Annotated in this window: 11 protein-coding genes; 3 read left to right on the forward strand and 8 right to left on the reverse strand. The window is 42.0% G+C overall.

All coding sequences use genetic code 11. The features are described 5' to 3' along the window. Positions 1–12: 12 nt before the first annotated feature. The 5 genes from FTX54_RS10220 to FTX54_RS10240 all read right to left on the reverse strand — a co-directional run bounded on the left by FTX54_RS10220 (position 13) and on the right by FTX54_RS10240 (position 5,694). The gene (locus FTX54_RS10220) at positions 13–1,830 is read right to left on the reverse strand and encodes a polysaccharide biosynthesis protein (protein ID WP_147802490.1); all 1,818 of its coding nucleotides are present in this window, start codon (positions 1,828–1,830) and stop codon (positions 13–15) included. A 998-nt stretch (positions 1,831–2,828) separates the two neighbouring features. Continuing rightward, positions 2,829–3,029 carry a cold-shock protein gene (locus tag FTX54_RS10225; protein WP_090839577.1) on the reverse strand — a complete coding sequence of 67 codons (201 nt, stop codon included), beginning with the start codon at positions 3,027–3,029 and terminating at the stop codon, positions 2,829–2,831. Positions 3,030–3,224: 195 nt separating this feature from the next. Beyond that, positions 3,225–3,425, reverse strand: coding sequence for a cold-shock protein (locus tag FTX54_RS10230; RefSeq protein WP_338484476.1), 201 nt, complete (start codon positions 3,423–3,425; stop codon positions 3,225–3,227). Between the two features lie 172 nt (positions 3,426–3,597). After that, on the reverse strand, positions 3,598–4,500 hold the full coding sequence (locus FTX54_RS10235; RefSeq protein ID WP_338484479.1) for a DMT family transporter: 903 nt from the start codon (positions 4,498–4,500) through the stop codon (positions 3,598–3,600). Positions 4,501–4,776: 276 nt separating this feature from the next. Further along, positions 4,777–5,694 carry an aldo/keto reductase gene (locus FTX54_RS10240; RefSeq protein ID WP_147805307.1) on the reverse strand — a complete coding sequence of 306 codons (918 nt, stop codon included), beginning with the start codon at positions 5,692–5,694 and terminating at the stop codon, positions 4,777–4,779. 299 nt (positions 5,695–5,993) lie between these two features. Here FTX54_RS10240 and FTX54_RS10245 point away from each other — a divergent pair, with 299 nt between their 5' ends. After that, positions 5,994–6,299: a hypothetical protein gene (locus FTX54_RS10245; RefSeq protein ID WP_147805306.1), complete on the forward strand. Its 306-nt coding sequence runs from the start codon at positions 5,994–5,996 to the stop codon at positions 6,297–6,299. Between the two features lie 119 nt (positions 6,300–6,418). On the opposite strand, the gene FTX54_RS10250 is transcribed toward FTX54_RS10245, so the two are convergent. Further along, on the reverse strand, positions 6,419–8,452 hold the full coding sequence (locus tag FTX54_RS10250; RefSeq protein ID WP_147805305.1) for a sensor domain-containing protein: 2,034 nt from the start codon (positions 8,450–8,452) through the stop codon (positions 6,419–6,421). A 651-nt stretch (positions 8,453–9,103) separates the two neighbouring features. Here FTX54_RS10250 and FTX54_RS10255 point away from each other — a divergent pair. Both FTX54_RS10255 and FTX54_RS10260 read left to right on the forward strand, forming a co-directional pair. Beyond that, positions 9,104–10,330, forward strand: coding sequence for a DNA polymerase IV (locus FTX54_RS10255; protein ID WP_147805304.1), 1,227 nt, complete (start codon positions 9,104–9,106; stop codon positions 10,328–10,330). A gap of 68 nt (positions 10,331–10,398) precedes the next feature. After that, positions 10,399–11,346 (forward strand): acetamidase/formamidase family protein, encoded by a 948-nt coding sequence (locus FTX54_RS10260; protein WP_147805303.1) that lies wholly within the window; start codon positions 10,399–10,401, stop codon positions 11,344–11,346. Between the two features lie 500 nt (positions 11,347–11,846). On the opposite strand, the gene FTX54_RS10265 is transcribed toward FTX54_RS10260, so the two are convergent. Both FTX54_RS10265 and FTX54_RS10270 read right to left on the reverse strand, forming a co-directional pair. Next, a complete protein-coding gene (locus tag FTX54_RS10265) occupies positions 11,847–13,631 on the reverse strand; it encodes a S9 family peptidase (protein WP_147805301.1) in 1,785 nt (594 codons plus the stop codon). Next, positions 13,631–14,638, reverse strand: a complete 1,008-nt coding sequence (locus FTX54_RS10270) for a zinc-binding dehydrogenase (protein ID WP_147805300.1) — start codon at positions 14,636–14,638, stop codon at positions 13,631–13,633. Before FTX54_RS10270 ends, FTX54_RS10265 begins: the two co-directional genes overlap by 1 nt. Between the last annotated feature and the right edge of the window lie 71 nt (positions 14,639–14,709).

Genomic DNA, 14,709 nt, shown 5'->3' on the forward strand with positions numbered 1-14,709 from the left:
GAAATTTTTCTATTAAGCTATTGGCATTCTTTCATTTGAAATGATTTTTCGATTCGTTAAATTCAGCATGATGTCGCGGAGCTCATTGTTTTCCTGGTTATTAAACTGCTGAAGAAGATGTTCAATTTCCACCAAAGGAAGAGCAATTGCTTTTCCTAAATAAATTTTTGGGAAAACCTGCTCTTCATGAACTTCTTCGGAATTAAGAAGCTCTTCATACAACTTTTCTCCGGCACGCATCCCAGTAAAACGAATTGGTATTTCATCCTCCGTATATCCGCTCAAATGAATTAAATTTTTCGCAAGATCAACTATTTTTACAGGGTTCCCCATATCTAGTACAAATGTTTCTCCCCCTCTTGCAAGAGCTCCCGCCTGAAGAACGAGTCTTGATGCTTCAGGAATAGTCATAAAATACCGAATCATTTCCGGATGAGTTACAGTGACGGGACCCCCTTCTTCAATTTGTTTCTTAAATAAAGGAATGACACTTCCATTGCTGCCCAGAACGTTTCCAAACCGAACAACGGTAAATATAGTGGAGCTTCTTTGATTCATATGATAAATCAGCATTTCAGCAAGTCTTTTCGATGCACCCATAACGCTTGTCGGATTAACTGCTTTATCAGTAGAAACCATTACAAATGTTTCTACATTTGCAGCATCGGCCGCTTCAGCTACGTTCAAGGACCCCAGTGTATTGTTCTTTACAGCTTCGTGAGGATTATCTTCCATCAACGGCACATGTTTATGAGCTGCCGCGTGATATATTTGATTCGGTCTATGTTTAATTACTACTTCATGCATACGATCCCTATCCTGGATATCTGCAATTACTGTAATGAGTTCCGTTTCCACTTTTTCTTTGTGAAGCTCCATGGAAATATGATATATACTGTTTTCTCCATGACCCACTAATATGAGAGTCGCAGGTTTATATTTTATAATCTGCCTGCACAGTTCAGAACCTATCGAGCCCCCTGCTCCGGTAACTAAAATTACTTTACCGGCAATTCCTCCTTGAATGTCTTCATCGTTTAATTTCACCTGCTCCCTGCCTAGCAGGTCTTCAGGTGAAACATCCTGCAGCTGACTGACGGATAATTTACCTGTTACCAGATCTTCTATCATAGGAAGAACCTGAGTTTTTATATTAGTTTTTAAACAGGACATATAGATCTGCTGCAGTTTTTCTCTTTCCAGAGAAGGAATTGTGATAACGATCCGTTCAATATTGTACAGCCTGGCGATCACCGGAATGCTGGATGTGCCTCCAGTTACCGGCAGTGATAGTATATCCAGTCCTTTTTTATGCGGATCATCGTCTACGAAAACTACCGGCTTAAGATCACACTCTCTATTTTGAAGAAGTTGTCTTGCAAGCATCATTCCAGCCGAACCTGCACCTACTATCATTGTTTTCTTTTTGTCCTTAATCTGTTTGAATTCTTTATCTTTTTTGAACCTCCAGTAAAATCTTGCGCCGCCTATTCCAAGTATCATTAATACCCAGGTTACAAAAAGTACCCTGTACTGCACATATGAAAATATAATTAATTGAATGGCCCCGTTTAGTACAATTGCAGCAGTGAGTGTTTTAACAATATTTTTTAATTCCCCTATACTCGCATATTCCCACGCTTTTCTATTCATTCTGAAGAAAATTGTACTCATTTGATAACTTATAAGAATAATAGAGGCTGAGACCCAGAACACATTATTAAACAGGATTCCCTGAACGTCTACGATGATGAAACTCGCTGAAAATGCGGCGATAATAATAATTGAATCGATGACAGCAAACAAACCGAAACGCTTTCTGTAAGTCATTTTTATCCCCCCTTTTTATTTTTCTCTTTCTCTGCTAAAAAGTCTTGTACAGACACTTTAGGAGAAAAAAAGAAATGGGCATTTAACCCTCCCTCACTTCACACTATCGATGACCAGCATCTAAGGTTTATAAACCCACAGCATGAACGAGTGTTACTTTTGATAAAGGAGAAATAACCGCTCCTTGTTCATTATAAATGATAAATTATTCTTAATAACGAACATAATTGATAAAAAAAAACATTGGTTATTAATTATTTTTGTATAAATTTAAATTTCAAAATAGAAATTATTTACTTTCTTTCCATAATGATAATTCTTAATAACGAACAAGTCAATCATTATTTTCTGTTTTTTTTATTGAAAATTCATTTTTCATTAATAAAAATTCGTTTTATAGAATTTATACTGGTTTCTTGATTAAGGAACAGCCAGCAATAAGAAAACGTATTCATTTTTTGCGCTTAAAAGCCTTTAATTCTAACAAAGCCAAGTTAATTGAATAATTATGATTTTCATCTTTTAATGTATTGAGAAGATAATTCTTAAAGCCGACTTGAAACCAGGGTATCTTCCAAAAAATAAGCGCACTATGAAGATCCCTTTCGCTGGCTGGCTTTCTACGAAAACAGTTGAAGTTGAGCTGCAAAGTGCTCTGAGCGTAACAAAGATGGAAGGTAATCGAGAAATAGGTAAATAATAATTTATAAATATTTCTTACTCTTTATCAGCTGCACTGTGAGCGTTATTGCTATTACGGAAAAAATCGCTTCCGGCCCAAATAAACCAGCGACGGATAGAGACGTCTGTAAAAGGACCGCCCGCCATATAAGGTGAAGGAGTCTTAAGCGCTCACATAACAACTATAGGCATTAATTTAATCGATCTTTATTTTTATTTTGACAAGCCTTCATTTTATGCTTTATCTTGAGCTGGGAACAAATATGAAAAAACAAAAAAAGCTTTCCGGATAACCGGAAAGCTTTTTATATTGGCAGTTACGCCTTAGTTACGTTAGCAGCTTGTGGGCCACGCTGTCCCTGCTCGATTTCGAAGTTAACGGATTGACCTTCTTCAAGTGTCTTAAATCCTTCTTCCTGAATCGCGGAGAAGTGTACGAATACGTCGTCCTGTCCTTCTACCTCGATGAAACCGAAACCTTTTTCTGCGTTAAACCATTTTACTGTACCTTGTGTCATACTAAATTCCTCCTGCGCGGCTGAGCCGCTGATTTATTACTTATTTGAGTGGTTCTTTTATTCGTGCAAGAGGAACTTTCTAAAGTTCTTCACTTACTTTCCTAGCCGAACCTCAATAAGCTGGTGTTTCTAATAATTGGTGCTTAGTACATGCTACCACATCTCACGTCAAAACGCGAGTGTTAATTAAGACTATTACGCCTTAGTTACGTTGGCAGCTTGTGGTCCACGCTGTCCCTGCTCGATTTCGAAGCTAACGGATTGACCTTCTTCAAGTGTCTTAAATCCTTCTTCCTGAATCGCGGAGAAGTGTACGAATACGTCGTCCTGTCCTTCTACCTCGATGAAACCGAAACCTTTTTCTGCGTTAAACCATTTTACTGTACCTTGAGTCATGCTAAAATCCTCCTGCGCGGCCTTATTCGAACCGCTGTTTTATTACTTTATTGAGTGGTTCTTTTATTCGTGCAAGAGGAACTTTCTAAGTTCTTCACTTACTTTCATAACCGAACCTCAATAAGCTAATTCTTAGTATAGTACATACTTACAAAAAAAGAAACCCTTTTGTTCAAATTCTTTTTGTCTCTGTCTTTACCTTTGTTGTTAAATATACCCCGCTCATAACGATGACAGCTCCAGCAATCTGTCTCCATGTAATTGCTTCTCCCAGCCAGAACGCTGCTCCAGCCATAGTAAAGACAGGAAGAAGGTTTAAAAAGACGGAAGATCTGGAGGCCCCCAGCAGATGGACCGCTCTGTTAAAAAGCAGAAGCGCAATAACGGAAGGAAAAATACCAAGATAGGCAAGGCCGATCCACGCGTCAGCATTAGAAATATCCGGCACCCCGAGGAGCAGCCATTCTCCTCCTACAAAAGGTAGAAACACAATAATGGAGACAGCATTCATGACGAGCAGTGCAGCCAGAGGCGGAAAAAGATGCATATAGCTTTTTACAAGAAGGGAATAAGCAGACCAGCAAATAATTGCCCCCACCATAATTATATCTCCCGGATTCCAATTTATCTCTGCAAGAGCCAGGATTCTTCCATCAAGAACAACCCACACCGCTCCTGTCAGTGACAGGGCAGTTCCAATCCACTGACGTCTTCCCAGCTTTTCTTTTAACAAATAAGCTGCAAGTACTATGGTTACAACCGGAATGACCGTTTCCAAAACCGCTACGTTCGTCGCTGTAGTAAATTGAAGCGAACCATAGATGAATGTATTGAAAAACGTAACGCCGCTCAGTGTCATCCAGAAAAATGGTTTTTTCCATTTCCAGAAAAGATGGCGGTTCTTCCAGGCGCTCGAGTAAGCAATTGGAAGCAGAATAAAAAATGCCAATAAAATTCTGAAAAAGGCAATTGTAAAAGGAGGCAGGTCATTAATGGCCTTTCCTACGAGGATATTACCGGCATAAAACATCACGACCATTACCATAAATATCGAGCCGCGGACGATAAGCCTCACCTGCTTTCTTCTGAAACAAATTCTCTTTCGGTAATAAGAGCGCCTCTTCCCTGAGAACCTGCTCTTTCATTTATCAGAGCTGTAAAAAGATAAATCATAAATAAGTTCTCCAGCCTGAAAAACAGCGGTTTTCATGGTCCTGTTTATCAGTATCCATAATACAGGCCGCTGAGTAACCTTTTTCAGCGGCCTGTTGTCCAAAAAAACTATTAAAGAGCCGTCAGCTGATTACAAACATTATGTTCTGCAAAACTGGTTTTACATGAAGCTTGTTTATTAGGGAAGCTTATTTCCGGCAGCCCGGTACAGTTCATACCACTCTGCGCGTGTTATTTCTATATTGGAAGCTTCCGCTATATCCTGCAGCCTCTTTTGCTTCATCGTGCCGACGACAGGCTGTATCCCTGCCGGCAGTTTCAGAAGCCAGGCAATTGCCGCCGCCCCGGAAGTTACGTTCTTCTTTTCAGCAATTTCATCGAGTTTGGCGTTCACTTCGGGAAAGTTTTTATTTCCTATAAAAGCCCCTTCTATCATTCCATGCTGAAATGGGGACCAGGCCTGAATAGTCATGTTTTTCATTCGTGAATACTCATACACTCCACCATCCCGGTTTATAGCTGCATCATTTTTCATATTTACGTTGAATCCATGATCAAGCATCGGAGTATGCATTAAACTCAGCTGAAGCTGATTAATAATTAAATCTTCATCATATACTGATTGAAGCAGTTCTATTTGCTGAGGATGCTGGTTGCTGACGCCAAAATATTTCACTTTACCGCTTTTTTTCAGTTCAGTAAATGCTGCAGCCACTTCTTCAGGCTCCATTAAAGCATCAGGACGATGCAGGAGAAGTACATCGAGATTTTCTGATCCCAGACGTTTCAAACTCTCTTCTACAGAAGATATGATGTGTTTTTTGGAAAAGTCAAAGTAACCCTCTCGTATGCCGCATTTTGACTGCAGAATCATTTTATCTCTTATGGAGCTTTTTAAGTCGACAGCCTTTCCGAATATTTCTTCTGACTTGCCTTTTCCATATATATCGGCATGATCAAATAAATCTACTCCAAGATTCAGAGCATTTTTTACAACCCCTTCAGCTTCATTAAGATCCAGATCGTTCATTCTCATACACCCCAGCCCAATTTCTCCTGTATAGAGCGGGCTTGTACCAAGTTTAATTTTTTTCATGTTGTCCTCCTTTTCATAGTTGTTTCCAACGTTACGCACTAAGCATAGACTTTCGGGATTGCTATATCAAGGTTCTCATCACCTATTCCAGAACCATTCATAATAATAGGCTTATAATCTATTGACCGCCTTCAATAATAGGGCATTTAGTCTCATTTACGCTGGGCTCATTTCGGTTTAAATTTGGGGGAGAAAAACTTGAGTATTCTTGTTTTTTCATTGGCATCGAGCTTTAAAGGACAGAGACACCTCCTGTTGATTTTAGCTCTTTCATATTTTTAATCCGGAGGGATGAGCACATGAATATCCGTATGAACAACCGCACACGTCAATGGCTGCAGCAGCAAGGTGGTGTCGCAACAATTGATCCTTTTGTATTTCCTGGTCTTATTAAAAACAAACGTATTCTAATTGACCATGATGTGACGCTGGAAGAACCAGTTAACAAAGAAGAATACCACCAAATCGATGTCGATGGAATTGTGATTTATGTTAATCATAAGCTCCATGTGAAAAATAATGCTCAGCTCTCTGTAGGTGGACGGGCTCCATTCGAACAGCTTCAGGTAACAGGCTTTAAAAGATTCTTCACTAAAAACGCATAGTATTTCTCTTCTTTCATGAGAAGGCTGTCAGGATGTGACAGCCTTTTTTAATTTTATAAATTCAACTTCCTGTTTACCACAAGATGTCTCTTTTTTCCATATGCTGTTTCTGTATTGCATTAAATCCTGGTTTTTGAAGCAAGACAGACAAGCCAATTTTCTTCGGACAGCGGCCTGTGAAAATAATACCCCTGTAAAGAATCGCATTCTTTAGCCTTCAAAAACTGATACTGTTCCTCTGTCTCTACGCCTTCCGCTGTAACTTCATAGCCTAACGTTTTCGTAAGAAGGATCAGCCCCTCTACAATACGCTCGTATCTGGTTTCCATACCAATTTTTTTAATAAATGATTTATCCAATTTAATTTTATTCAGCTTGAATTCACAAAGGTAATCAAAATTAGAGTAGCCGGTTCCGAAGTCGTCAATAGCCACCCTCACTCCTTCCTTCCGAAGGATTTTAAGGCTCTGATCGACCTTTTTCTCTTTCAAAAGATCTTCACTTTCTGTTAATTCTATTTCAATCGTTTCTATCGGAATAGCAAAATATCGAAGCTTATCAATAAAATACTGAATGAATTTTTCATTGTGCAGCAGCTGTGTCGATATATTTATGGAAACTCTTCCTTTGTACAAGTCTCTGTCTATCCAGTTTCGTACCTTTCCAAGCACTTCCTCAATCATACAACGTGTAAGCTTCTCCACGTAGCCATTCTCTTCAATTAAAGTTATGAATTCCGAAGGTGCTACAAACCCTTCCCCCGCCTTCATCCATCTGGAAAGAACTTCTACACAGACAATTTCTTTTGTTTCAGTTTGTACCTGCGGCTGATAAACAAAATAAATTTCTCCGTTTTCCAGAGCAGCGGGAAAAGCATTTATTAATGCAGATTTCCGCAAAAGTTTCTCCTGCATTTCTTCCTGAAACAACTTAATCGTTTTATCCGGCTGCTTTTTTGCCTCATAAAGCGCTGTGTCGGCTTTACGCAGAAGTTCCTCCGCGGAGTCCGCATGCTGTGGGTAACAGCTTCCTCCTGCACTTACGAAAGGCAGGTACTCAATTCCATTCGCCAGATAGATAGGCCGGGTTAAATCCTGAAGCAGTTTATTGGAAAAGGTTGTATAATTCGGCTCTTCTGGACTCCCTTCAAAAATGACTGCAAATTCATCTCCGCTTACTCTTGCTGCTCCGTATTCAGTTTTTACACTTTTTAATATTCTCTCAGCCATTTCTTTAAGGATCCAGTCACCAGTTTGATGTCCATAGATATTGTTTATATCTTTAAACTGGTCAATATCTATGATCAATATAGTGAAAAAATCTCTCGTATTATCAGCCCTGTTTACACGTTCATTAACGATATGCATTAAATGTTTCCGATTGGGAAGGTTGGTTAACTGATCTAAATAAGCTGCTTCATAAAGTTTCTTTTCCTGGGCTTTATACTTGTTAATATTCTGGATGTAAAAAGCAGCCCCTCCATCCTCTCTTGGATACATATGGACCCGAAACCATGTGCGTTGGGTTTCAACATATCCTTCCACTTCTATTTCTTCCCTGGTCTCCATTCCTTTTCTATAAGCTTTTTCAAATTCGCTGCCTATAAGCTGAGGGTATTTTTCCCACATTACCTGCCCGATCAGTTCTTCTTTCTCTGCAAAAAGCAGCTTAAGAGCGTGACTATTTACATAGGTGAAAACCCAGTCGCGGTTAACAGCATAAAATCCGTCATTCATATTTCTAAGTACATCTGCCACCTGCATTTCATATTCAACCAGCTTCGTAATATCCACATGACGGATAAGCATCAAATCTTCTCCAGAGTCAAAAACTGTACATACCATCTCATACCATTGATTTTTTTCCGGGCTGTGACATGGGTATGCATGTCTGACAATGTTAATTTTTTTCTCAAATGCTTGATGCAGCAGTTTCAGAAGTTCTTCCCCATCTTCACTTTTTTTCAATACGTCGAAATAATTTGTTCCTGGGCCGCCGCTTTCAGGCAATCCGCCATTCTCTTTCAAAAACGTTTCCCATGACTTATTTACCGATGTAATTATTCCGCTGCGGTCGATAACAGCCGCCTGCTCATCGAGCGCGTCAAAGAATATTTGCTGCTCGTTCAAATACTTGTTCTTTTTTATAGACAATGCGATCCCTCATTTTCTATTCTTAACTCTTGTCTGTCTTTTCTGTACAGGAAATGAAGGTCTGCTGCTTGTTTACAATAAAAATTAATTTAACCATATCACTTAAAAGTACCGGTTTATGTAAATCCGTCTTTTCCCGGCGTTTCGGGACTTCTTGTTCACGGATAGCTGCCTCTGCCTTCCAGTGTAAAAGCTGATTTTCCAAATAAAAAACATACACAAAAACATAGGGAATAGTTAAAAACTTACTACTGGAGTTAACTTGCCTGTCCCCCCTGCGGCTGCCGAAGATTCTCCTGACCAGTACCTTCTTCATGAGTAAATCATACTACTAATTACAGTTTATGTAAAGTTTTTAATAAGAACATACGTTCTTGACTAAACGAATAAAGATTTTTATGATAGAGAGACAGGCAGTAGTAAAACTTTTTGTCCCAGTCTGCTTCATTGCATTTACAGCAGCCTTCCTTTTCCAGCGCTCCTCTTTCTGCTTGGGGATTCGATGGAGGGTGCCGGACTTTCTAAGGATTGAGCAGGTGAAGAAGCAGAAGACACCCATAAAACAGCCTTCAACTATCAAAGAGCCAAAATAAAGAGCATTTTATCTGCAGTCTGAAACATTGCACCTACTAGAAAGGGAGTGGCTCCACTATGACAAAGACAATTTTTCTGCTGGATATGCAGTCTTTTTTTGCTTCTGTAGAACAACAGAAACACGGGCTTTCTTCTTCCTGTCCTCTTGTCGTCTCCGGAGATCCTTCCCGTCCGTCCGGAGTCATTCTGGCAGCCTGTCCGCTGGCTAAAAAAGCGGGAGTAAAAAACGGGGAGCGCCTGCGGGAAGCACGATTAAAATGCCCACATCTTACTGTTGTCCCTCCCCATATGCAGGATTATCTCAACTATTCAGTAAAAATTACAAAACTCCTGGAAAGTATTACAGATTTAGTGGAGCCATACAGCATCGACGAACAATTTATGGATGTGACAGGATCCAGCCTGCTTTTCGGGTCCGCTGAAGAAACAGCTCATTACGCCCAGCAGCTTATTACATCGACACTTGGTCTTCGTTCCCGCATTGGCATAGGCGAAAATAAAGTGCTCGCAAAAATGGCATGTGATATTTTTGCCAAAAAAAATGAATCCGGTATTTATACGTTATCCTCCTCCCAAGTTTCTTCTGAGCTTTGGCCGCTTCCAATTGAAAAGCTTTTCCGCGCAGGAGGGAAAATGAGTCATCACCTGCGGATGCGGGGCATCCAGACCATTGGAGACTTCGCCAATATGAAAGCGGAAACGGTCCGGCGTCTGTGGGGAGTGCATGGACAGGTCCTGTGGATGAATGCCCGTGGAGTTGATTATTCTCCAGTGTCTACAGAAACGCTTCAAGGACGAAAAGCAATCGGGAGCGGCATGACTCTTCCCTATGAATATGTGCAGATCCGGGATATTCATACTGTGCTTCTGGAGCTTTGTGAAGAAGTCTGCAGGAGGGCCAGAAAAGCTTCTCTGAGCGGCCAGACTGTTTCTTTAGGTATAAGCAGCCCAAGAGGAGGATTTCACCGCCAGAGGACCCGTCAGCAGGCGACGAATGTTACAATGGAAATGTTTGATACCGTTATGGGAATTTTTTATGAGTACTGGGAGCGGATTCCCGTACGAAGGATCCACGTTTCGCTTTCTTCTCTTTATGCAGATGAATACCTGCAGCTCAATTTATTTGAGGAGGAAAAAAAGCAGAGCAGTCGTCATCAGCTTGGTTTTACGATGGATGCATTAAATGATAAGTATGGCACATCCTCCGTTATCCGCGCCTCCTCTCTGCTGGATAAAGCGCAGGCAAAAGAGCGCGCAGCACGGATAGGCGGACACTATAAATAAACCGCACACTTTATTTCCTTAAAAATGTGTGGCATGATCAAAGGTATTATGAAAAAGGAGGACAGCTCATGACGGTACATACTATCCCTCTTCAATCAAAAAATCTGCGGGGCTCCTTCAGCGGCAGCTATGCTCCTGTAATTTCTGTCCGCTCTGGAGACACACTGCAGATTACAACACCCGACATTCAATGGGGATACAGCAAAAATAAAGGGGCCGCCTATGAAACGTATACGCCAGCTGAAGAAGAAGCAGAGCCAAAACATCCGGTGATCGGCCCGATTTATATCGAAGGAGCAGAACCCGGAATGACTGTGGAAATACACCTCGAACGTATCACTCCCGGCTGGTACGGCCGCAACTGGGGCGGTGGTGCAGCGAACTGGCAGAACGATGCAATGCAGCTGAGCGGATCCACACCAGCACAGCTCGACTGGGTACTGGACCGCGAAAAGAAAGAAGCTGCAGCAGTAATCTCCGGAAAAATGACCACCATCCCTATCCGGCCGTTTCTTGGGGTGATCGGGCTCCAGCCAAGAGGCCATGATGTTTATCCTACTCCTCCTCCCTACTACACAGGGGGAAATATTGACTGTAAAGAACTGGTCGAGAACACCCGGTTATATCTGCCGGTGGAAGCGGACGGAGCCGGCCTCTATGTGGGCGATGGTCACGCTGCCCAGGGAGATGGCGAAGTAAGCGGCACGGCGATCGAGTGTCCTATGGATGAGGTGAAATTAACCGTCACTCTACATAAAGAAATGGACATAACCCAGCCCTATGCAGAAACACCGGATAGTCTGATTACGTTTGGATTTGATACAGATCTGAATATTGCGGCCGCAAATGCTCTGCGCGATTTAGTCAGAAGAACAGCTTCCCTCTATGAAATAAAACAAGAGGAGGCTGCAGCCCTGGCCAGCGCTGCAGCAGATTTGCGTATTTCGCAGGTAGTTAATGGAGTAAAAGGGGTCCATGGAATTCTGCCTTTCCATTCAATCCAGAGAAATACCTGAACGGCCCTTCCAGCTTTACCTGATTGCTGAATCAAGAAGATGATAATTTATGAGGGAGCTGTTTCTATGAGTTCCAACTATCACTGCTGTGCCACGTGCATACATTTTTCAGCGGAAAAGACTTCAAGCGGCATGAAATATCATTGTGTGCGTCTCGGCTTTCAAACACGTCCCGAGTATCAGTTCAACTGCTGGGAACCGCGCGAGGATATTAAAAAGAAAATGCTTCAGAAACAACACGAAAGGAAAAAGAACTCCGGTCCCTCTTAAAAGGGATGGAGTTCTTTTTTACACCTTTAATCTTATCCATTCCATTTACCAGGTTTTCAGTAAAAAAAAGATTATGGAAAAAATTGAAAAATGAGCCGGACGGTTTCCAAAAATGAAAGCTCTTTAAACAGCCGGGGCTTACGGACAGTTGGTGAAAACAAGATACAGCTTCCAATAAGTCTAAAATTAACTGATCACATTACCTGCGGAATATCTCCTATTAACGTTTTTTAATGTGCCTGATGCTCCTTTAGAAAAGAGAGCATTCTTTCATAAACTCGGATTTCGTTTTCTTTCTTTGAAAATCCGTGTCCTTCATCATCCAGTACAAGATACTCCACATGCGTCCCCTGCTCAAGCAGAGCCTCTACAATCTGATCTGATTCTTCCTTCACGACGCGCGGATCATTAGCCCCTTGAATGACGAGCATCGGCTTTGTCATCGAAGCGAGATAAGTAATCGGAGAATCTTTTTCCAGTCTTGTTTTATCTTTTACAGGATCGCCAAGCCACTGTTCCATAATCGGTTTCCAGTGGTCCGGCACAGATTCCATAAACGTAAACAAATTGGAGACACCGAATATGTCAACGACGGCACGGAAGTATTCCGCATGCCGGCCTGCAAGCAGGAGCGCCATATATCCACCATAACTTCCTCCTACGAGAAAAAGTTTATCTCTGTCGCAACGGCCGCTGTTAAACAGCCATTCAATGCCTGCCTTACAGTCCAGTCTTGGACCTTCTCCCCAGTCCTGTTCAACAAGTTTGGTGAAAGAAGCTCCGTAGCCGGTACTGCCCCGGAAATTAGGAGCGAAAATGGCATATCCTTCATTCAAAAAGCTTTGAAACATAGCACGGAACTGTTTTCTTTCTGCAGCCTGAGGCCCTCCATGAGGCCAGAAAATGACGTAGCCATTTGCTTTTTCCGGTTTAAACCACAGAGATTCAATCATCATGCCGTCAAACGTTTCATAATGGACAACTTCAGGACGGATCATATCCTTCCTAGGTACACCCAGTACTCGGTTTTCGGTAATTTTATGCCACTCTTGTCCTCTGAAACAGTATATATTAAACGGTTCATCCGCATGCATTCCCAGTACGTAAATATTCCCGAGGTCTGACACAGACAGCTGCTCAATGACAGATACGGGGGCATGCATATTCACCGGGGAGGAACCTTCCTCCGGTTTCCACCGGTAAAGTCGGTCTTCCACTCCCTGCTCTGAAGTGAAGTAAAGTTCCGCATTTTCTTTATTCCATTTCAATGAGGTAATACTCTCTTCCGGAAGCGAGAGAACTTCTTCTTTCTTTCCAGTAGAAATATCAAAACTGGCAATGCCGCTGAACTCTGAATTTTCATTTGTAATCATATACAATTTTGTATCGGACACAAATACAGCATCGCCTATGACGTGTCCGGTATCCGGATTATCACTGAGCGGCGTCCAGTTTCCTTTTTCCACAATATAAGAGGCAATGTGTGTATTCGCACGAAGTTCACCTACAACCACTTTTGAGCCATCAGGGCTTACAGCATTCATAAAAGTTGCTCCCTTAGTACCTTCATAAAGTTTTTCTGAGGTCCCATCATCCAGGTGATAACGGTAGCCGCTCAGAAAAGCAGGGTTCTCCCGGCTTGTAGCGTAATAAAGTGTTCCATCTTCTCTAAGTTCCTGGAAGAAATGCTTTTCCTCCTTTTCTGCGGCAAATAACGGATGCGGCAGTCCCCCTTCGTAAGGAAGCACCTGCAGCTGAGAATTTTCATTACCATCCTCATCGAGAGCCGTAAGCACAAATGTTTTGCTGTTATCTTCCTTTAAAAATTGAGCAGACTGCTCCGTCTGTGCAAATAAATACGGAAATCCGCCGGGGAGGTCCATCGCCCAGATATTCATTTTTCCATTTAAATTCGTAGAAAACAGCAGCCTTGATTCATCTGTGGAAACAGTAAAGTTTTCAATAGCATAGGTGGTGAAAAACTGCGCCACGGTACGTTCTGCAAAGTCCATCATTACTTCCCTCCTTCTAATTCACCGATACGCAGGGCGATTTTCCCGAACTGAGCTCCTTTTTCCAAATGACGGAGAGCCTCTGCCGCCTCTTCAAGAGGATACACCCGGTCCACTGCTGGTTTAATATTATGCTTGCTCATAAAGGAAAGCATATCCTGATATTCTTCATGACTCCCCATCGTACTTCCGAGAAGGTTAAATTGCCCATAAAAAAACTCCCGCAGATTTAACTTCACTTCATCTCCAGTAGAAGATCCGAAAATCACCATCGTTCCGCCTTTTTTTAACTGATCGAGCGATTTTTGGAAAGTTGCTGCACCAACGGCATCTACAGCAAGATCTACTTTTTCTCCGGCCAGCTGTTCCTCCCAGTCAAGTTCTGAATCGATCGCCTTATCAGCCCCCATTTCCAGAGCCTTCTTTCGTTTCTGTTCGGAACGGGAAGTAACAATCACTCTGGCCCCGGTCTTTTTCGCAAACAAGAGCATAAATGTTACTGCTCCGCTTCCAGCACCGGGGAGGAGCAGCGTATGAGAAGCTTTCAGACCTCCGCGGGTAAAAAGTGCTCTGTAGGATGTAAGTCCTACAAGGGAAAATACTCCTGCTTCCTCCCACGTCAAATGAGGTGGTTTCGGTTCTACGTTCGCTTCAGGAATATTCAAGTATTCTGCAAATGTCCCGTGATCAGGCAGGCCGATAATTTGAAAATCTTCCGGCGGAGCAGCACTTTCTTCTTCCCATCCTAATCCGGGGTTGATGACCACTTCATCACCAGCCTGGAATTTTTTAACGTCTTCTCCCGTTTCCTCGACGATGCCTGCAGCATCGGAACCGATAATCAGCGGAGCCTCTTCCTTATGACGCTCGAGCACAAATAAATCACGATGGTTGAGTCCAGCTGTCATTATACGTATTTTCACTTCGTTTGGCTTCAGTTCTCTATCTTCTATATCTGCAATCCGCGTCCAGTTCAAACCTTCTTTTCCTTCATGTACAAAAGCTTTCATAGCTTAAATTCCTCCTTCAAGGGGGATAAAATATGTGTTCATCATTTTGATTGTCTGCGTTTTCCATTATA

The sequence above is a fragment of the Alkalicoccus halolimnae genome, from assembly GCF_008014775.2.
Classification (GTDB): domain Bacteria; phylum Bacillota; class Bacilli; order Bacillales; family Salisediminibacteriaceae; genus Alkalicoccus; species Alkalicoccus halolimnae.